This window comes from Pseudomonas sp. GW456-12-1-14-TSB6, assembly GCF_059424205.1.
The window spans coordinates 95,276-114,185 of sequence record NZ_JBWKZE010000002.1 but is presented as its reverse complement, the minus strand read 5'-3'; the positions used below and the strand labels follow the sequence as shown (position 1 = coordinate 114,185).

16 protein-coding genes are annotated in these 18,910 nt (G+C 62.1%); 5 read left to right on the top strand and 11 right to left on the bottom strand.

The genetic code is table 11. The features are described from left to right. Window positions 1–61 precede the first annotated feature (61 nt). From creB to creD, 3 genes are all read left to right on the top strand, one after another. The gene (gene creB, locus AC07Y2_RS02050) at window positions 62–742 is read left to right on the top strand and encodes a two-component system response regulator CreB (protein ID WP_007959816.1); all 681 of its coding nucleotides are present in this window, start codon (window positions 62–64) and stop codon (window positions 740–742) included. Further along, a complete protein-coding gene (gene creC / locus AC07Y2_RS02045) occupies window positions 742–2,157 on the top strand; it encodes a two-component system sensor histidine kinase CreC (protein WP_103385393.1) in 1,416 nt (471 codons plus the stop codon). The genes creB and creC overlap by 1 nt, the downstream gene beginning before the upstream one ends. 82 nt (window positions 2,158–2,239) lie before the next feature. Continuing rightward, window positions 2,240–3,610, top strand: a complete 1,371-nt coding sequence (gene creD / locus AC07Y2_RS02040) for a cell envelope integrity protein CreD (RefSeq protein WP_103385394.1) — start codon at window positions 2,240–2,242, stop codon at window positions 3,608–3,610. A gap of 87 nt (window positions 3,611–3,697) precedes the next feature. On the opposite strand, the gene AC07Y2_RS02035 is transcribed toward creD, so the two are convergent. The 8 genes from AC07Y2_RS02035 to AC07Y2_RS02000 form a co-directional block, all read right to left on the bottom strand. Then, window positions 3,698–4,327, bottom strand: a complete 630-nt coding sequence (locus tag AC07Y2_RS02035) for a glutathione S-transferase (RefSeq protein ID WP_103385432.1) — start codon at window positions 4,325–4,327, stop codon at window positions 3,698–3,700. 65 nt (window positions 4,328–4,392) lie between these two features. Continuing rightward, window positions 4,393–4,572, bottom strand: coding sequence for a hypothetical protein (locus AC07Y2_RS02030; RefSeq protein WP_039768028.1), 180 nt, complete (start codon window positions 4,570–4,572; stop codon window positions 4,393–4,395). After that, on the bottom strand, window positions 4,569–5,699 hold the full coding sequence (locus AC07Y2_RS02025; protein WP_103385395.1) for a PepSY-associated TM helix domain-containing protein: 1,131 nt from the start codon (window positions 5,697–5,699) through the stop codon (window positions 4,569–4,571). The genes AC07Y2_RS02030 and AC07Y2_RS02025 overlap by 4 nt, the downstream gene beginning before the upstream one ends. Window positions 5,700–5,772: 73 nt before the next feature. Further along, window positions 5,773–8,199 carry a TonB-dependent siderophore receptor gene (locus tag AC07Y2_RS02020; protein WP_103385396.1) on the bottom strand — a complete coding sequence of 809 codons (2,427 nt, stop codon included), beginning with the start codon at window positions 8,197–8,199 and terminating at the stop codon, window positions 5,773–5,775. A gap of 178 nt (window positions 8,200–8,377) precedes the next feature. Further along, entirely contained in the window at window positions 8,378–9,349 is a 972-nt protein-coding gene (locus tag AC07Y2_RS02015; protein WP_103385397.1) for a FecR domain-containing protein, read from the bottom strand. Then, window positions 9,346–9,864, bottom strand: coding sequence for an RNA polymerase sigma factor (locus AC07Y2_RS02010; RefSeq protein WP_103385398.1), 519 nt, complete (start codon window positions 9,862–9,864; stop codon window positions 9,346–9,348). The genes AC07Y2_RS02015 and AC07Y2_RS02010 overlap by 4 nt, the downstream gene beginning before the upstream one ends. A gap of 110 nt (window positions 9,865–9,974) precedes the next feature. Then, window positions 9,975–10,682, bottom strand: coding sequence for a 3'-5' exonuclease (locus tag AC07Y2_RS02005; protein WP_039768033.1), 708 nt, complete (start codon window positions 10,680–10,682; stop codon window positions 9,975–9,977). Next, window positions 10,679–12,619, bottom strand: coding sequence for a putative nucleotidyltransferase substrate binding domain-containing protein (locus tag AC07Y2_RS02000; protein WP_103385399.1), 1,941 nt, complete (start codon window positions 12,617–12,619; stop codon window positions 10,679–10,681). The genes AC07Y2_RS02005 and AC07Y2_RS02000 overlap by 4 nt, the downstream gene beginning before the upstream one ends. Window positions 12,620–12,872: 253 nt before the next feature. Between AC07Y2_RS02000 and AC07Y2_RS01995 the strand changes: the two genes are divergently transcribed. Then, the gene (locus AC07Y2_RS01995) at window positions 12,873–13,319 is read left to right on the top strand and encodes a response regulator (protein ID WP_039768035.1); all 447 of its coding nucleotides are present in this window, start codon (window positions 12,873–12,875) and stop codon (window positions 13,317–13,319) included. A 263-nt stretch (window positions 13,320–13,582) separates the two neighbouring features. Here the strand turns inward: AC07Y2_RS01995 and AC07Y2_RS01990 are convergent, their stop codons facing one another. After that, entirely contained in the window at window positions 13,583–15,760 is a 2,178-nt protein-coding gene (locus AC07Y2_RS01990; RefSeq protein ID WP_103385400.1) for a malate synthase G, read from the bottom strand. 454 nt (window positions 15,761–16,214) lie between these two features. On the opposite strand from AC07Y2_RS01990, the gene AC07Y2_RS01985 reads away from it, so the two are divergent. Next, window positions 16,215–16,733, top strand: coding sequence for a glycine cleavage system transcriptional repressor (locus tag AC07Y2_RS01985; protein ID WP_007959830.1), 519 nt, complete (start codon window positions 16,215–16,217; stop codon window positions 16,731–16,733). 223 nt (window positions 16,734–16,956) lie between these two features. On the opposite strand, the gene rarD is transcribed toward AC07Y2_RS01985, so the two are convergent. Further along, window positions 16,957–17,844 carry an EamA family transporter RarD gene (rarD, locus tag AC07Y2_RS01980; RefSeq protein WP_007959831.1) on the bottom strand — a complete coding sequence of 296 codons (888 nt, stop codon included), beginning with the start codon at window positions 17,842–17,844 and terminating at the stop codon, window positions 16,957–16,959. Between the two features lie 66 nt (window positions 17,845–17,910). Next, window positions 17,911–18,885 (bottom strand): serine/threonine protein kinase, encoded by a 975-nt coding sequence (locus AC07Y2_RS01975; RefSeq protein ID WP_007959832.1) that lies wholly within the window; start codon window positions 18,883–18,885, stop codon window positions 17,911–17,913. Window positions 18,886–18,910 lie beyond the last annotated feature (25 nt).

Genomic DNA, 18,910 nt, shown 5'->3' with positions numbered 1-18,910 from the left:
CATTGACGTAACGCCGGGCTTGGGGCACCGTTCGCGCACTTAACCCACAGGCTCGGACGCCATGCCTCATATCCTGATTGTCGAAGACGAAGCGGCGATTGCCGACACGCTGATTTTTGCCTTGCAGGGCGAGGGATTCACCACGACCTGGCTGAGCCTGGGCGCGGCGGCGCTGGAGCATCAGCGCCAGACCCCGGCGGATCTGATCATCCTCGACATCGGCTTGCCGGACATCAGCGGCTTCGAGACCTGCAAACAGTTGCGTCGCTTTAGCGAAGTGCCGGTACTGTTCCTCAGCGCGCGCAATGCCGAAATCGATCGCGTGGTGGGCCTGGAGATTGGTGCCGATGATTATGTGGTCAAACCGTTCAGCCCACGGGAAGTGGCGGCGCGGGTCCGGGCGATTCTCAAGCGCATGGCGCCACGTCCGGTCATTGAGGCGTCCTCGGCGCTGTTTCGCATCGATCCCGAACGTGTGCAGATCAGCTATCGCGGCCAGCCCCTGAGCCTGACTCGCCACGAATTCCGTCTGCTGCAATGCCTGCTCGAACAACCCGAGCGCGTGTTCAGCCGCGAGCAATTGCTCGATGCGCTGGGCGTGGCGGCGGATGCCGGTTACGAGCGCAGCATCGACAGCCATATCAAAAGCGTGCGCGCCAAATTGCGTCTGGTGCGTGCCGAGGCCGAGCCGATCCAGACCCATCGCGGCCTCGGCTACAGCTACAGCCCGGGGCACAGCTGATGTCGCTGGGGCTGCGGATTTTCCTGGTGTACGTGCTGTTCATCGGCCTCACCGGGTATTTCGTGCTCAACACCGTGATGGAAGAAATCCGCCCCGGCGTGCGCCAGTCCACCGAAGAAACCCTGGTCGACACCGCCAACCTGATGGCGGAAATCCTGCGGGACGATTTCAAGGCCGGCACCCTCAACCAGAATCGATGGCCGGAATTGCTCCGCGCCTATGGCGAACGCCAGCCGAAGGCAACGATCTGGGGCCTGGCGAAAAACCAGGTCAACCATCGCATCTATGTCACCAACGCCAAGGGCATCGTGGTGCTGGATTCCAGCGGTGTCGCGGTCGGTCAGGACTATTCGCGCTGGAATGACGTCTACCTGACCCTGCGCGGCGAATACGGCGCACGCTCCAGCCGCAGTGACCCGAATGACCCGAACTCCTCGGTGATGCATGTCGGCGCGCCGATTCGCGACAACGGCGCGATCATCGGCGTGGTCACCGTGGCCAAACCCAACAGTTCACTGCAGCCCTATGTCGATCGCACCGAACGCCGCTTGCTCGGTTACGGCGCCGGATTGATCGGCCTCGGCCTGTTGCTTGGCGCCGTGCTGTCGTGGTGGCTCAGTCGCGCGCTGCACCGCTTGACCGTGTACGCCCAGGCCGTGAGCGAGGGCCGTCGGGTGGCGGTGCCGCACTATCGCGGCGGCGAGCTGGAGCAGTTGGCGACCGCCGTGGAACAGATGCGCACCCAGCTCGAAGGCAAAGCCTACGTCGAGCGCTATGTGCACACCCTGACCCACGAACTGAAAAGCCCGCTGGCCGCCATTCGCGGTGCCGCCGAGTTGTTGCAGGGCGAGATGCCGGCGGATCAGCGCCTACGTTTTGTCGGCAACATCGACAGTGAAAGTGCTCGGATGCAGCAGTTGATCGAACGCCTGCTCAATCTGGCTCAGGTCGAACAGCGGCAGGGTCTTGAGGAACGCGTCGCAGTGCCATTGGCGGCGCTGGTGGATGAGCTGTTACAGGCTCAAATGGCACGCATCGAAGGTCGGCAACTGCGGATCGAGCAAACCATCGCGCCGGATCTGGCGTTGATAGGCGAGCCGTTTCTGTTGCGTCAGGCGCTGGGCAATTTGCTGGAGAACGCACTGGATTTCACTCCGTCGCACGGTCTGCTGCGCTTCGGCGCCGAGAAAATCGGTGAGCGGGTCGAGCTTCGCCTGTTCAACGAAACCACGCCGATTCCCGACTACGCCTTGCCGCGCTTGAGCGAGCGCTTCTACTCCCTGCCACGCCCGGACAGCGGACGTAAAAGCACTGGTCTCGGGCTCAATTTTGTCGAAGAGGTGGTCAAGTTGCACGGTGGTTCGATGCGCATCGGCAACGTCGAAGCCGGGGTGGAAGTCGTTCTGCAGTTGTAGTCTCCACACAAACTCCACAGTCCTCCCACAAAACCCCCACATCCCCTTTGCAGACTCTGCCCACTGAAACAGGGAGAGTCCCATGAACAAAAGTCTGACGATAAAACTCGGGGCCATTGCCCTGCTGATCCTGGTGTTGCTGGTGCCGCTGTTGATGATCGACGGCATCATCGATGATCGCCAGCAACTGCGTGACGGCGTGCTGGAAGACATCGCCAGAAGCTCAAGCTACAGCCAGCAACTCAGCGGGCCGGTGATGGTTGTGCCGTATCGCAAAGTGGTACGCACCTGGAAAACCAAAGAGAAGAGTGACGAGCGATACCAGGAAATCGGTGAGGAACGTGGACGCCTGTATTTCCTCCCGGAGCGCTTTGAGCTCGACGGCCAGGTGCAGACCGAACTGCGGGCCCGGGGCATTTACGAAGCGCGGCTGTTCCATGCCGACAACCGCATCAGTGGGCATTTCTCGCTGCCGGCGCAGTTGGGGATCAAGGAAGACTTTGTCGATTACACCTTCGATGCGCCGTTCCTGGCGGTCGGCATCAGTGACATTCGCGGGATCGAAAATGCCCTGAAGCTGGAACTCGGCGCGCAACGCCTGGACTTCGTGCCCGGTACTCAGGTCGGCTGGCTGGGCGAGGGTGTGCGAGTGACGCTGCCGGCGCTGGACACCAGCAAAACCACGGAGCTGGCCTTCGGCTTCGACCTGCGCCTGCAAGGCACCGGTTCGTTGCAGGTGCTGCCGGTGGGCAAGACCAGCCGCGTGAACCTCGCCGCCAACTGGCCGCACCCAAGCTTCATCGGCAACTTCCTGCCGGCCAAACGCGAGATCAACGATCAGGGTTTCACCGCCGATTGGCAGACCTCGTTTTTCTCCACTAATTTGCAAGAAGCGATGAGCCGTTGTGTGTCGGGCAATGATTGCGAGGCGTTCAACGGGCGCAGTTTCGGCGTGAGCTTCATCGATCCGGTGGATCAATATCTGAAGAGTGACCGGGCGATCAAATATGCGCTGCTGTTCATCGTCCTGACGTTCGCCGGTTTCTTCCTGTTCGAAGTGCTGAAAAGCCTGGCGGTGCACCCGGTGCAATACGCGCTGGTGGGTGTGGCGCTGGCGTTCTTTTATCTGTTGCTGCTGTCGTTGTCGGAGCACATCGGGTTTGCCCTGGCGTATCTGTTGTCGGCCAGCGGTTGTGTGGTGTTGATCGGGTTCTATGTCTGCCACGTGCTGCGCAGCGTGCGCCACGGCTTGAGTTTTTCGGCGGGGCTGGCGGCGTTGTACGGCTTGCTTTACGGCTTGCTGAGCGCCGAGGATTACGCGCTGCTGATGGGTTCGCTGCTGCTGTTCGGTCTGCTCGGTGTGTTCATGGTGCTGACCCGCAATCTGGACTGGTACGGGATCGGGCAGAAACCGGCCAAATCGCTGGAGTTCGATATCGGAGCGGTGCAATGAGCCGGTTCGTTGGGTTGCGTGAGGAGCAGCGGGAGGCCGAGGTGTTGATGACGCTGATCTTTGCCTCGTTACCTCCCGCCCGGTGCGTCAAGCCTTCGGCATCGTCGCAATCATCGACGGCCGCTGGCTCACTTCAAAGAACCAGTTGGCCAGTTGCGGGTTGGCGTCACGCCAGGCTAGATCCGGAAAGCGCAGATCCAGATAACCCAGCGCACAGGCCACGCTGATCGAAGCGACGTCGAAGTGGCAGGTCAGTTCGGCAATCGCGTCGCGCTCCAGCAAGGCGAGGGCGCGGCGGATCTTCTCGCGCTGGGCCTCGAGCCATTCGTCCCAGTGCTTTTCCGGGGCGCGCAGCACTTGCTCGTAACGCACCATGACCGAGGCGTCCATGATCCCGTCGGCCATCGAGGCCAGGGTCAGGCGCCGCCAGCGGGCCGAGCCGTCGCGGGGGATCAGCGGGTTGCCGACGTGCTGGTGGTCGAGGTAGTCGAGGATCACCCGGCTGTCATGGATGACATTGCCGTCGGCCAGGCGCAGGGCCGGGATCTTGCCCAGCGGGTTGTCTGCGTTGAGGGCGGCGTCCGGGCTGACAGGGCTGAGTACGCAGTCCTGCAGCGCGACGCGATCCTGTTGGCCGGTCTCGTGCAGCAGCACCATGACTTTGCGCACGAACGGGGACAGGGTGTTGTGGAACAGGGTCATGCTGGGAGCGGACATCGGCAGGGTCTCGGTCAGGGGCAATGACGGGCAGCATAGCGCGTTGCCCGTCAGGCTCAAGCCGTTCAGCGATGTTGCAGCAATCCGCGCAGGGCAAGGGCTGCCGGAATGCCCAGACCAATCCAGCTCAAACCATCCCAGATCCCGTCGCCCAGCAACGCCGCGAACAGGCCCGCCGCACTCAGCAGCGCGATCACCAGCGGCGTGCTGAAGACTTTCCAGAAATTCGACTGACGCGGCTTCATGCAGAGGCCTCCGCCGGTTCCAGTACCGGTTTCGCGGCCTTGCGCCGCACCACCCACAGGTACACGCCGCTGGCGAGGACGATGATGGTCAGCACGTCCAGCGTGGCCCAGAGGATTTTCATCGGCATGCCGCCGTAGTCACCGAAGTGCAGCGGCTGCGACATGCCCATGGCGTCCATGTACCACGGTCGTTCTGCCACCGCCGTGACTTGCAGGGTGCTGGCGTCGATCAGCACCGGGGTCAGCAGGTGCGAGGTCAGGTGGGTGCCGCCCTTCATGAACACCGAGTAGTGGTGCTCGCTGGAGAAACGGGTCCCGGGGAAGGCGATGAAGTCCGGTTTCATGCCCGGTGCGACTTCGTTGGCGATATCCAGCAGTCGCGTGGCCGGGGCGAGGTGGATCAGCGGCGGGACATCGCGGTAGGGCGCGATCATGGCGTTGAGCGAATCGTTGCGCCATGCAGCGATGATCAAATCGGCGCAGGCGCTGATCACCCCGGTCACGCCGACCACCAGTGCCCAGGTCAGGGTGACCACACCGATCAGGTTATGCAGGTCGAGCCAGCGCAGGCGGGTGGATTTGTCCTGGCGCACCGTGCCGAACTTCAAGCGGCGCATGAACGGCAGGTACAACACCGTGCCGGACACGATCGCGACCACGAACAGCAAACCCATGAACGCCAGCAGCAGCTTGCCCGGCAGCCCGGCGAACATGTCGACGTGCAGGCGCAGGATAAACAGCATCAGCCCGCCGTTGGCCGACGGCATTTCCAGGGCTTCGCCGGTGCGCGCGTCGAGCATGAAGGTGTGCGAGGAGTTGGGCTCGGTGCCGGCGGTCCTGGCCATGATTGTCAGCACGGCATTCGGCTCGTCGTCTTCGAAGCCGAAATATTGCACGACTTCGCCGGGCCGATGCTTTTCCGCCGCTTCGACCAGTTGCGCCAGGTTCAGATGCGGCGTGTCCGCCGGCATCACCCGCAACTGGGGCGCATCGCCCAGCAGGTGGTCGATCTCGTGATGGAAAATCAGCGGCAGGCCGGTCAGGGCCAGCAGCAGCAAAAACACGGTGCAGATCAGGCTGGTCCAGGTGTGGACGAAGGACCAGCGGCGAATGGTTTTACTTTTCATTTCATGACCTTCAAAAACACCCAAGCCGTCCACGAGGGACGGCCTGGTTGCAGGGCCTGTTCAGCTCAGGCGCTTACCACTTGTAAGTGGCGCTGGCGACGACGCTGCGCTGGTCGCCGTAGTAGCAGTAGAAGCTGTCGCAGGTGGAAATGTAATCCTTGTCCAGCAGGTTGGTGGCGTTGAGTGCCAGCGACGCGCCTTTGAGGCTGTTGTCCAGACGGCCGAGGTCGTAATGCACGGCGGCGTCGAACACGGTGTACGCGTCCGCCTTACCCAGCCAGGTGTTGGCTTTGTCGCCGTAGGTGTTGCCGGTGTAGCGCGCGCCGGCACCGATGCCGAAGCCGTCGAGCACACCGCTGTGCCAGGTGTAATCGGTCCACAGCGACGCTTGCTGATTCGGCATCAGTTGCAGGCGGTTGCCCTTGTCGGCGCCGTTTTGCACTTCGGACTTGGCCAGGGTGTACGCGGCGATGACCTTCAGGTTGTCGGTAACGTCGGAGACGGCTTCCAGCTCCAGGCCTTTGACTTTGACTTCACCGGTCTGGCTGGTGATCGATACGCCGTTGACGAACGAGCTGACCGAGACATTTTTCTGGGTCAGGTCATACACGGCCGCAGTCAGCAGGGTCTTGCTGCCCGGTGGCTGGTACTTGATGCCCAGTTCCCACTGCTTGCCTTCGGTGGGTTTGAGTGATTCGGTCGACGAGGCGTCGGCGCCGGTGGTCGGCTGGAACGATTCGGCGTAGGACAGGTACGGCACGAAACCGGAATCGAACACGTAGCTGATCGCCGCGTTACCGCTGAACGCCTTGTCACGCTGGGTGTTGGTGGCGTCGCCCTTGTTGATGAATTGAGTGCTGGTGTGCACCCAGTCTTCACGACCGCCGAGGGTCAGGCGCCATTGGTCCAGGGCCATCTGGTCCTGAACGTAGAGGCCGGTCTGGTAGGTCTTCTGGTTATAGTCATAGAACGCGGTGGAGCGCGCCGGACGCACGATCGGCTGACCATGGATCGGATTGTTCACGTTGATCTCCGGCGCGCTGCCGAAGATCGAGGTGTAGTTGGTGTTGCTGCGCTGGTGATCCAGACCCAGCAGCAGGGTGTGGCGGATGTCGCCGGTGGCGAAGTCGGCCTGGAAGTTGTTGTCCACGGCGAACTGGCTGATGTCTTCGTCGACGATGGTCGTGGTACGGCCGACGTTACCGTCATTGTCCACTTGAGTGAACGGATACGAGCCGACGGTGATGCCCTGGAACGACAGATCCGACTTGGTGTAGCGCAGGTTCTGCTTGAACTGCCACACATCGTTCAGGCGATGTTCGAAGGCATAGCCCAGCGCGTAGTAGGTGCGGTCGTAATATTCCCAGTCCGGATCGCCCAGATTCTTGTGGTGGGAAACCTTGCCGAACGGCATGTCGATCTTGGTGCCCTGCACCGGCAGGAACTGGCTGGTGATGCCGGTATCGTCGCGGGTGAACTGGGTCAGCAGGGTGAATTTGGTGTCGTCGTCGATGTTCCAGGTCAGGCTCGGCGCGATGTTGTAGCGCTTGTTGTCGACGTGGTCGATCTGCGTGCCGCTGTCACGTACCACACCGCTGAGGCCGTAGAGAAACTGGCCGGCGTCGTCGATCTTGCCGGTGCTGGCGAAGTTGATCTGGCGGTGGTTGTCGCTGCCGTATTGCAGCTGGATTTCGCTGCTCTGCACATCGCTCGGGCGACGGCTGACCATGTCCAGCAGGCCGCCCGGCGGGGTCTGGCCGTAGACGGAAGAGGCCGGGCCGCGCAGCAGGGCGAGGCGGTCGAGGTTCCAGGTTTCCTGTTTCGGGTTGGCGTACACGCCTTTTGGCAGGGGCAGGCCGTCGAGGAACTGGGTCGGTTCGAAGCCGCGCACGCGCAGCCAGTCGGCGCGGGTGTCGCTGCCGTAGCTGCTGGCGGTAATGCCCGGCATGTAGCGCACGGCGTCATCTAGGCTGTGCACGCCTCGGTCTTCCATTTGCTGGCGCGTGGCGACCGAAATCGAACGCGGCGCTTCGACCAGTGCGGTGTCGGTCTTGGTGCCGGCGGCGGTGCGGGTGGCGGTGTAGCCTTCGACCGGGCCCCAGGCGCTTTCGAAGTTTTCCACGCCGATTACCGAGGTTTCCGGCAGGGCCATCGCGCCTTCCGGCACGGCGACCAGGGTGTAGGTGCCGGCGCCGCTCTGTTCCAGTTGCAGACCGGTGCCACGCAGCGCCGCGCGCAGGGCGCCGGCCGCGTCATATTGGCCGTTGACCGGCGCCGAGGTCTTGCCCGCCGCCAGCGACGGGTTCAGCGACAGCGTCAGGCCGCCCTGGCTGGCGATCTGGTTCAGGGTGGTCGACAACGGAGCCGGCGGCAGGTTGTAGGCGCGCACGCTCGATGCCTGTTCAGCGGCGATCAGTTGGCTGCTGGCCAGCGGAGTGCAGAGGGCAATGGCGACCGCCAGCAAACTGGGGCGCAACAAGGTGTCTAGCGAACGGGACATACGGCGGCTCCTGAATGGAAATATTTCTCAATTGCCTGTGTGCCGGACGAGATTCGAAAAGTGATAGGGCTGGATGAAAATAATTTCGATTAACGAACGACATCGCTGCGCAAGTCAGCAGAAAGTCCGTTTTCAGGGGTGTGGCAGGCGGCCTGTCGTGGGCAGGCAGTGCTGAATGTCAGGGCTTCGGATCCGCCTTGGCCACGGTCACCCACCATGGCGTGTGCTGCTCGATCTGCACCGGCAGGGTTGGCAGCAGGGCGTTCAGCGCCTTGTCGGTGTCGTGCAGCGGGAAGCTGCCGGTGATGCGCAGGTCGGCGACTTCCGGCGCGATGCCCAGATGGCCGCGACGATAGCGGCCAAGTTCATGCACCAGGTCTTCCAGGCGCGCGTTGTCCACCACCAGCATGCCGCGGGTCCAGGCATCGGCGCCGGGGTTGAGCGCCACCACCGAATCCAGACCGTTGTGGCGGATCAGCACTTGCTGGCCTTCGCGCAGGATCTGTTCCTGCGGATCGGATTGCGGATGAGCCGCCACCGCCGACTGCAACACGCTCAGACGCGTGCCGGCGTCTTCGCGTTTGACCAGGAACCGCGTGCCCAGGGCGCGCATGCTGCCCTCGGCGGTTTCGACGATGAACGGCCGCGCATCGCCGTGACCGGTTTCGACGAGGATTTCGCCTTCCTGCAGGACGATCAGCCGCTGCTTCTCATCGAAGCGGACATCCACCGCGCTGTGGGTATTGAGGTTGAGCACGGTGCCATCGGCCAGACGCACCGTACGCTGTTCGCCGGTGGCGGTGCGTTGGTCGGCGAGCCAGTAATCCAGCGGCAGATAACGTTCGCCGGCAAACAACGCCAGACCGACCACCGCCACGACACTGGCCAGCCCGCTGCCGAGCTTGCGCACCCGGCGGCGGATGCCTTCGCGCGATTGCAGCAACGCGCTGCGTGCCGGGCCGTTGGCCACGCTGAAACGCTGGTCGAGCATGCCCAACTGGCGCCAGGCGCGGGCGTGTTCTTCGTTGGCCGCGTGCCACTTGGCGAACTCTTCGCGCTCCAGTGGGGTGCTGGAATCGAGGGTCAATTGCCAGGCAATCGCCGCGTCCAGCACATGGGCCGGGACCGGTCTAGAACTGGCCGGGCTCATGTTGGCTCACCGTACAGCGCGATGTAGCACTGTCGAATACCCTGGGCCAGATACTGGCGTACGCGCGGGACCGACACGCCGAGTTTGTCGGCGATCTCGGCGTGGGTCAGGCCATCGAGGCGGTTATAGAGGAAAGCGGCGCGGGCCTTGGTCGACAGCTTGCCGAGCATGCGGTCGATGGCCTTGAGGTCTTCGAGGATCAGTTGCTGTTCTTCGACCGAGGGTTGTTCGCCCTCGGGGATCAGCATCAGTTCGGTCAGATACGCCTGTTCCAGCGCGGCCCGGCGGAAGTAGTCGAACAACAAGCCTTTGGCGATCGCCACCAGAAACGCCCGGGGTTCGCGGGGCGTCAGCAGTTCGTCGCGGCCGAGCAGGCGGACGAAGGTGTCCTGGCTCAGGTCTTCGGCGCGTTGCGGGCAAGCCACGTTGCGCCGCAGCCAGGTCAGCAGCCAGCCGCGGTGGTCGCGATACAACGCACCGACGAGCTCACTGTGAGGGCTTTGGGCTGAAGACACGACGACACCGACTGGGAAGTGTTAACTAACGAGAATTGTTCGCGATTGTGGCAGAGGTGGGAATGGTTAGCAATTGGCCACCGGTCGGGTTGTCGGGCGACAACCCGGATTCAGAACGAATGCGTCTGCTGTCGGCGCTTCCACTGACTCAGGCGTTGCTGCAGATTCAGCGGACTGTGGATCTGCTGCTGGCGTGCCCGGCTGAACAGGATCAGCGCCAGTTCCGCGGTAGCCAGAGCATCGGCGCTCGCATGGTGACGTTCGAACACTTCAAGCTTGAACCAGTCGATCCACTCGTCCAGCCCCGCCTCGCGAATGTGTGCCTGCGGGCAAACCAGCGGGGCGATCTGCGCCACATCGAGGAACACCGTCTGCAACTTGTGCCCCAGATGTTCTTTCAGCGCGCGGCCGAGCATGTGCTGGTCGAACGAGGCGTGAAACGCCAGCACCGGACTGTCGCCGATAAACTCCAGCAGCTCGACCAGGGCTTCGGTGGGCTCGCTGCCGGCGGCAATCGCGCTCGGTGCCAGACCGTGAATCAACACGCTCGGGCCGAGTTTCAGCTCGCGGCATTGCAGGGTGCGTTCGAATTGCTGGCTGAAGTCAATCGCACCGTCCTCGATCACCACCGCGCCGATCGACAGCACCCGGTCCTTGTTCAGGTTCAGCCCGGTGGTTTCCAGGTCCAGCACCACCCAACGTTGTTCGCGCAGACTGCACTCGCGCAGCTCGCCGATGGCCGGCAGTGTCGTCAGGCGCTGTTGCAGGTCGTCCGGCACAACGGGGCTGGCCGGACGCAGCCACGAAAACAGGCTCATAGCTGATACCGCAGGGTCAGGCTGCTTTGCAGGCGCTGGGCCTGGCGCAGGGATTCACGCAGGATGCGCCGGTCCAGATGATTGAGGCTGTCGGGATCGACCCGGTTCGAGTACGGCTGGTTTTCCCGGGTCTGCAGTTGATGCTGCTGCATGCGCGTCTGCTGGATGAAGTGGTAGGCCTCTTCGTACGCGGCGCCATCCAGCCGGTCGATGACTTCTTTATCCACCAGTTGGCGAAAGCGTTCGAGGGTGTTGTTGGCGTCGATGCCATGGGCCAGTGCGAGCAAACGCGCGCCGTCGACAAAGGGTGTCAGGCCCTGGATTTTCAGGTCCAGCGTGGCTTTCTCGCCGTTCTTGCGGGTCAGCACGAACTCACGGAATCGCCCAACCGGCGGACGGTTGCGCAAGGCGTTCTCGGCCATCATCCGCTGGAACAGACGATTGTCGCCGACCTGATCGAGAATCCCCCGGCGCAATTGCTCGCAACCCTGTTCATCACCCCAGACCACGCGCAGGTCGAAATAAATGCTGGAGCCCAACAGGTTCTCCGGCGTCGCCTCGCGAATGAACGCGGCAAAGCGACGGGCCCATTCGGCGCGGGACAGGCACAGCTGAGGATTGCCGGCCATGACGTTGCCCTTGCACAGGGTGAAACCGCATTGCGCCAGGCTGGTATTGATCTGCTGGGCGATGGGCAGCAGCTTGCCGCGAATCTCCGCCGCATGGGCCGCATCCCGCGCGTCGAACAGAATGCCGTTGTCCTGATCGGTGTGCAGGGTCTGCTCGCGTCGGCCTTCGCTGCCGAAGCACAACCAACTGAACGGTACGCCGGGGTCGCCTTTTTCGGCGAGGGTCAGTTCGATTACCCGGCACACGGTGTGATCGTTGAGCAGGGTGATGATGTGGGTGATCTGGGTCGACGAGGCACCGTGAGCCAGCATGCGCTCCACCAGTTGGCCGATCTCGCCGCGCAGGGTCACCAGCTGTTCGACCCGTTGGGCGCTGCGAATGGTCCGCGCCAGGTGTACCAGATCGACCCGTTGCAGCGAGAACAGATCCCGCTCGGAAACCACGCCGCACAGGCGTCGATCCTTGACCAGACACACGTGGGCGATGTGCCGTTCGGTCATGGCAATCGCCGCGTCGAAGGCGCTGTGATCCGGCGAAAGATAGAACGGCGAGTGCGTCATGTGGCGTTCGATCGGCTCGCTGAAATCGCCAGCCCCTTCAGCCACGACATGCCGCAGGTCGCGCAGGGTGAAAATCCCCAGCGGTGCCTTGTGCTCGTCCACCGCGACGATGCTGCCGACCTGTTGTTCGTGCATCAACTTCACCGCTTCGCGCAGTGGGGTGGAGGGGCTGCAGGTCACCGGATGGCGCATGGCCAATTCGCCGAGACGGGTGTTCAGCGAGTATTGGGTGCCGAGGGTTTCCACGGCTTTCTGCTGGACTTGCTGATTGACCTGATCGAGCAGGCTGCTGACCCCGCGCAGGGCGAAATCACGGAAGGTGTTGGAGAGGGCGAACAACTTGATGAACGCCAGTTTGTTCAGTTGCAGGCAGAAGGTGTCTTCGCCGGCCAGGTGTTCGGTGCGAGTCGCCCGTTCGCCGAGCAGCGCGGCGAGGGGAAAACACTCGCCGGTTGTGATTTCAAATGTGGTTTCGGTGCCGCCCTTGGCCGTGTGCGGCCGCTCGCCGACCACCCGGCCCTGCTTGACGATGTAGAAGTGTTCGACCGGCCCGTCGGCGGGTTTGATGATGCTTTCGCCCTGACCGTAGAAGCGCAGCTGGCATTGCTCCACCAGGTAGGCCAGGTGGGCGTGTTCCATTTGATTGAAAGGGGGGAAGCGCTGGAGGAATTGCAAAGTGCCCTGAATGTTCTGCAACACCGCGGTTTTCCCTGCCTGGGTGAAGGCGTCCGCTTTACTCATAACCATTACCGCAGTCTTTTTCGAATTGTTGTTGTCGGATCGTTGCAGCCATGGTCGACCCCATCGCGCGGGGTGCCCATTGGACGTAAGTCTAGGTTGGGCATGCCGTTGGGGAATTTTCGGATATGCCCTACAAAATCAGTCGGAAATTCTTCGGTTCGCCCCTTGGAAAAAAATCCGACGAAGTGCACATTGAAGCTCTGCCCAGCGATGTCTGACCACTGTGCCAGGGGATCGAATTGAAAACGTAGAGAACGCCATGTCCGACCACGATATTTTGAGCGACGCCGAGCGCGAAGCGCTCAGCGCTGTAATGCTCGAACCCGATCTGCCACCGCAGCGCGTATTGATCGTCGATGACGACAAGGACGCCCGGGAGCTGTTGTCGGAGATTCTCGGGTTGGACGGTATTCGTTGCATGACCGCGGCCAGCGGTGAGTCTGCGCTGAAGATGCTCGAGGAAAGGCCCTCCATCGGCCTGGTGATCACCGATCTGCGGATGGGCAATGTCGATGGCCTGGACCTGATTCGTCAGGTGCGTGAATCGGTACGGGCGGCGATGCCGATCATCATTGTTTCGGGCGATGCCGACGTGAAGGACGCGATTGCGGCGATGCATCTGAGCGTGGTGGACTTTTTGCTCAAGCCGATTGATACCGCCAAATTGCTTGGACTGGTCAAGCATGAGCTGGGCATCGAGCCTTAACGCCAAAGCCCCCTCACCCTAACCCTCTCCCGAAGGGAGAGGGGACTGACCGAAGTGAATGTTAGAGATACGCCGACCTGAAATATTGAGTCGAACTCAGGTTCTGAAAAGTCCCCTATCTGCTCCCTTTCCCCCTCTACCCCTTGGGGAGAGGGTTGGGGTGAGGGGTCGATCCAAAGCCCTTCACCAATCTCAAATTCACGAGCACAAAAAAAGCCCTGATCAAAAGATCAGGGCTTTTTCATGTCCGGCATCCGCGCAGGTTACAGGCCGTTGGCAGCCTTGAACTCGCGACGACGACGGTGCAGGACCGGCTCGGTGTAGCCGTTCGGCTGTTTGGTGCCCTCGATCACCAGTTCGACCGCCGCCTGGAAGGCGATGTTGCTGTCGAAGTTCGGGGCCAGCGGACGGTACAGCGGGTCGTTGGCGTTCTGACGGTCCACCACCGGCGCCATGCGCTTGAGGCTTTCCATCACTTGCGCTTCGGTGACCACGCCGTGGCGCAGCCAGTTGGCGATGTGCTGGCTGGAGATACGCAGCGTTGCACGGTCTTCCATCAGGCCGACGTCGTTGATGTCCGGCACTTTCGAGCAGCCCACGCCCTGATCGATCCAGCGCACCACGTAACCGAGAATGCCCTGGGCGTTGTTGTCCAGTTCGTTCTTGATCTGCTCCGGGGTCCAGTTCGGGTTGACCGCCAGCGGGATGGTCAGGATGTCATCGACCGAAGCGCGCGCGCGTTTGGCCAGCTCGGCCTGACGGGCGAACACGTCGACCTTGTGGTAGTGCAGCGCGTGCAGCGCAGCGGCGGTCGGCGACGGAACCCAGGCGGTGTTGGCGCCGGCCAGCGGGTGAGCGATTTTCTGTTCGAGCATCGCCGCCATCAGGTCGGGCATCGCCCACATGCCTTTACCGATTTGCGCACGACCTTGCAGGCCAGTGCTCAGACCGATATCGACGTTCCAGTTTTCGTAGGCGCCGATCCACTTCTCGGCCTTCATGTCAGCCTTGCGAACCACCGGGCCGGCTTCCATGGAGGTGTGGATTTCGTCGCCGGTGCGGTCGAGGAAACCGGTGTTGATGAACACCACGCGCTCGCTGGCCGCCTGGATGCAGGCCTTGAGGTTGACCGTGGTGCGGCGTTCCTCGTCCATGATCCCGACTTTCAGGGTGTTGCGTTTGAGGCCCAGCACGTCTTCGATGCGACCGAACAGTTCGTTGGTGAACGCCGCTTCTTCCGGGCCGTGCATCTTCGGTTTAACGATATACACGGAACCGGTGCGGGTGTTCTTGCGCGAAGTGTTGCCGCTCAGGTTGTGCATCGCCGCGAGGCAAGTTACCAGACCGTCGAGGATGCCTTCCGGCACTTCGTTGCCGTGCTTGTCGAGGATCGCGTCGATGGTCATCAGGTGACCGACGTTACGCACGAACAACAGCGAGCGGCCGTGCAGGGTCAGTTCGCTGCCGTCGACCTTGGTGTAGGTACGATCCGGGTTCATGGTGCGGGTGAAGGTCTGGCCGCCCTTGGACACGGATTCCGCCAGGTCGCCCTTCATCAGGCCGAGCCAGTTGCGGTAGATCACTACCTTGTCGTCGGCATCGACGGCAGCCACGGAGTCTTCGCAATCCATGATGGTGGTCAGCGCCGCTTCCATCAGGATGTCTTTGACGCCGGCCGCATCGGTCTGGCCGACCGGGGTGCTGGCGTCGATCTGGATTTCGAAATGCAGGCCGTTGTTTTTCAGCAGGATCGCGATCGGCGCATTGGCGTCACCCTGGAAACCGATCAGCTGTGCGTCGTTGCGCAGGCCGCTGGTGCTGCCGCCCTTGAGGGTGACGACCAGTTTGCCGTCAGCGATCTTGTAGCCGGTGGAATCGACGTGGGAGCCGGTCGCCAGTGGCGCGGCTTCGTCGAGAAACGCACGGGCGAAGGCGATGACTTTGTCGCCACGCACCTTGTTGTAGCCTTTGCCTTTTTCCGCGCCGCCGGCTTCGCTGATGGCATCGGTGCCATACAGCGCGTCGTACAGCGAACCCCAGCGGGCGTTCGAGGCGTTGAGGGCGAAGCGGGCGTTCATCACCGGGACCACGAGTTGCGGGCCGGCGGTACGGGCGATTTCGTCATCGACGTTTTGCGTCGTTGCCTGGAAATCAGCCGCTTCTGGCAGCAGATAACCGATCTCTTGCAGGAAGGCTTTATAGGCCACGGCGTCGTGCGGCTGACCGGCACGGCTCTGGTGCCAGCCATCGATACGAGCCTGGAAGTCATCGCGTTTGGCGAGTAGGGCTTTGTTCTTCGGCGCCAGGTCGTGAATGACCTTGTCGGCACCTTCCCAGAATTTGTCGGCGGTGAGGCCGGTACCGGGAATGGCTTCGTTGTTCACGAAGTCGAACAGGACTTTGGCGACCTGCAGGCCACCGACTTGAACGTGTTCAGTCATTGCTTGCCTCACTCTGCTCAGCTATTTCGCTTTTCAGCTCTTCAATTTAACAATGAAGCCTCTGGCCATTTAAACCACAAACCCCTCGACCAGTACATGCCATCGCTGGCGGCTGGGCTGGGACCAATCAACGGCTCGGGGGCCTTGCTGACGGGGCTTTCAGGGTTGCGAACGTGCCTTGGGCAGACATCGATCCAGCGTTATGTAGTGCGCGCTGCGGCATACTACATGATGAGTTGCGGTTGTGAAAATCAGACTAATTACGTCGTTCTGCGACCCCATGACGCATTGCGGTCACGGCGCGGAACGGGATGTTCTCAAAAAACCAATGGATTGTTCCAGTTAAATATAAAAAGTTGTACACGATTTGTGACTTCGAGCGTCTGAGGCGTCTGGGGAACGCTTGCCTATACTTGCTTTTCTATAACAAAAGTCATGACAAGAGGGCTGCGCCATGGATCACCTCGTACTCACCGTCTTCGCACCGGACAAGCCCGGGCAGGTCGAGCGCATCGCCCAATGCATCGCCGAACACGGCGGCAACTGGCTGGAAAGCCGCATGTCGCGCATGGCCGGGCAGTTCGCCGGGATCCTGCGGGTCGGCGTGCCGGCGGAGGCTTACGACGAATTAGTCGATGCCTTACAAGCTTTGTCGGCTCAGGGGATTCGCGTGCTGGTGGCGGAAAGCGGTATCGAACAGGCCTGCACCTGGAAACCGATCGCCATGGAACTGGTGGGCAATGATCGTCCGGGGATCGTGCGTGACATCACCCGGCTGCTGAGCGAGCAGGGCGTCAACCTCGAACGGCTGGTGACCGAAGTGCGCCCGGCACCGATGAGCAGTGAACCGCTGTTTCACGCCGAGGCGATTCTGGCGGTGCCGCTGACCCTGTCGCTGGACGTGCTGCAATCGCGCCTGGAAACCCTGGCCGATGACTTGATGGTCGAACTGGTGCTGCGCACTGATCCATGAGAGCGGAATGGGTTATCCAGTTTTAGCGTGCACCTGCCTGTGGATAACCTGTAGAGACTGAGCGCCAGGCCACGTCCGCCGTGGCTTGGCGAAGATTGATCAAAAAACCGCCAGCATTCAGTGACTTGCGCACAAACGGCGGGGATCACGCTGTGGATAACCTTGGGAAGGAACGATACAGGCCACGAGAACCGTGGCCTGTGGAGGTTTGTGCGTTTTTTGATCAGCTGCGCCGGCGCAAGCTCAGCCACGCATCGACGCTGTACACCGCCAGACCGGCCCAGATAAACATGAAGGCGATCAGCGTGCTGGACGACAAGTGCTCGCCGAACAGCAGCACGGCTTGCAGCAGTACCAACGTCGGCGCCAGGTATTGCAGGAAACCGAGGGTGGTGTAGGGCAGATGCCGTGCGGCCGCGTTGAAGCACACCAGCGGCACCAGCGTCACCGGGCCGGCCGCCACCAGCCACCAGGCTTCGGAGGTGGTCCAGAACTCGGCCTGGGCGCTGGTGGCGGTCGGATTGAACAGCAGCCACGCGAGGGCGATCGGCACCAGCATCCAGGTTTCCACTACCAGTCCAGGGAGTGCCTTGACCGGCGCCTGCTTGCGGATCAGCCCGTAGAAACCGAAGGTCAGCGCCAGCACCAGCGATACCCACGGCAGACTGCCGACCTGCCACACCTGCTGCGCAACACCGACCGCCGCCAGCCCAACCGCCAGCCACTGCATGCGCCGCAAGCGTTCGCCGAGGATCAGCATGCCCAGCAGCACGTTCACCAGTGGGTTGATGTAGTAACCGAGGCTCGCTTCCAGCATCCGGCCGTTGTTCACCGACCACACGTAGGTCAGCCAGTTGGCCGCGATCAAGGTGCCGCTGAGCGCAAGAATCGCCAGGCGTTTCGGGTTGTCGCGCAGTTCCTGCCACCAGCCGGGATGCTTCCACACCATCAACAGCAGCGCGCCGAACAGCGCCGACCACAGCACCCGGTGAATGATGATTTCCACCGCCGGCACTTCGGCGATGGCTTTGAAGTACAGCGGGAACAGTCCCCAGATGATGTAGGCGCTCAGGCCCAGAATGTACCCGCGACGCGGGTTGGCGGCTTGCATGCAGAATCCTTGCTTAGGCAGCTAACAAAGCAGCGATTGTACGGGCAGTTGTATAGACGTGTCGTGTCAGAAAAGCTTCAACGGCTCTTCGTTCAGCGCCGCCAGTTGCTCGCGCAACGCCAGCACCTGATCGCCCCAATACCGCTCGCTGCCGAACCATGGAAAGCTGCGGGGGAACGCCGGATCGTCCCAGCGCCGGGCCAGCCAGGCGCTGTAATGCATCAGGCGCAGGGCGCGCAGCGGTTCGATCAGCGCCAGTTCGCGCGGGTCGAAGTCATGGAATTCGTTGTAGCCGTCCATCAATTCCGACAGCTGCCCGAGACAATCCTGACGGTCGCCGGCGAGCATCATCCAGATGTCCTGCACCGCCGGGCCCATGCGGCAGTCGTCGAGGTCGACGATGTGGAACATCTCGTCGCGGCACATCATGTTGCCGGGGTGGCAGTCGCCGTGCATGCGGATGTTCTGGTGCGGCGTGTTGGCGTAGACGTCTTCCACACGCTTGAGCAGGTCGCGGGCGACGGACTCGTAGGCCGGCAGCAGGCTCTTGGGAATGAAGTTGCCTTCCAGCAGGGTGGTCAGCGAGTCATGGCCGAAGTTCTTCACGGCCAACGCTTCGCGGTGCTCGAACGGTTTGGTGCCGCCGACCGCGTGCATGCGCCCGAGCAACTGGCCGAGGCGATACAACTGATCGAGATTGCCCGGCTCCGGCGCCCGGCCACCACGACGGGGAAACAGGGTGAAACGAAAGCCGGCGTGTTCGTGCAGGGTTTCGCCGTTGTGGATAAGTGGCGCCACCACCGGGATCTCGACGTCTGCCAGTTCGAAGGTGAACTGGTGTTCTTCGAGAATGGCTTCGTTGGTCCAGCGCTGCGGGCGATAGAACTTGGCGATCAGCGGTTCCGAGTCTTCGATGCCGACCTGATAGACGCGGTTTTCATAACTGTTGAGCGCCAGAATGCGCGCGTCGCTCAGGAAGCCGATGCTTTCGACTGCATCGAGCACGAGGTCTGGGGTGAGGGTTTCAAACGGGTGGGCCATGCTGACTCCTGCGCGCAGCAGGCTG

What these genes read in the sequence shown, in the direction of transcription:
- creD (WP_103385394.1), top strand. Translation starts at nt 2,240, where the DNA reads ATGAACAAAAGTCTGACGATAAAACTCGGGGCCATTGCCCTGCTGATC.
- AC07Y2_RS01985 (WP_007959830.1), top strand. Translation starts at nt 16,215, where the DNA reads ATGGATCACCTCGTACTCACCGTCTTCGCACCGGACAAGCCCGGGCAG.
- creC (WP_103385393.1), top strand. Translation starts at nt 742, where the DNA reads ATGTCGCTGGGGCTGCGGATTTTCCTGGTGTACGTGCTGTTCATCGGC.
- AC07Y2_RS02020 (WP_103385396.1), bottom strand. Translation starts at nt 8,199, where the DNA reads ATGTCCCGTTCGCTAGACACCTTGTTGCGCCCCAGTTTGCTGGCGGTC.
- AC07Y2_RS02025 (WP_103385395.1), bottom strand. Translation starts at nt 5,699, where the DNA reads ATGAAAAGTAAAACCATTCGCCGCTGGTCCTTCGTCCACACCTGGACC.
- rarD (WP_007959831.1), bottom strand. Translation starts at nt 17,844, where the DNA reads ATGCAAGCCGCCAACCCGCGTCGCGGGTACATTCTGGGCCTGAGCGCC.
- AC07Y2_RS02000 (WP_103385399.1), bottom strand. Translation starts at nt 12,619, where the DNA reads ATGGTTATGAGTAAAGCGGACGCCTTCACCCAGGCAGGGAAAACCGCG.
- AC07Y2_RS01995 (WP_039768035.1), top strand. Translation starts at nt 12,873, where the DNA reads ATGTCCGACCACGATATTTTGAGCGACGCCGAGCGCGAAGCGCTCAGC.
- AC07Y2_RS01975 (WP_007959832.1), bottom strand. Translation starts at nt 18,885, where the DNA reads ATGGCCCACCCGTTTGAAACCCTCACCCCAGACCTCGTGCTCGATGCA.
- AC07Y2_RS01990 (WP_103385400.1), bottom strand. Translation starts at nt 15,760, where the DNA reads ATGACTGAACACGTTCAAGTCGGTGGCCTGCAGGTCGCCAAAGTCCTG.
- AC07Y2_RS02035 (WP_103385432.1), bottom strand. Translation starts at nt 4,327, where the DNA reads ATGTCCGCTCCCAGCATGACCCTGTTCCACAACACCCTGTCCCCGTTC.
- creB (WP_007959816.1), top strand. Translation starts at nt 62, where the DNA reads ATGCCTCATATCCTGATTGTCGAAGACGAAGCGGCGATTGCCGACACG.
- AC07Y2_RS02030 (WP_039768028.1), bottom strand. Translation starts at nt 4,572, where the DNA reads ATGAAGCCGCGTCAGTCGAATTTCTGGAAAGTCTTCAGCACGCCGCTG.
- AC07Y2_RS02015 (WP_103385397.1), bottom strand. Translation starts at nt 9,349, where the DNA reads ATGAGCCCGGCCAGTTCTAGACCGGTCCCGGCCCATGTGCTGGACGCG.
- AC07Y2_RS02005 (WP_039768033.1), bottom strand. Translation starts at nt 10,682, where the DNA reads ATGAGCCTGTTTTCGTGGCTGCGTCCGGCCAGCCCCGTTGTGCCGGAC.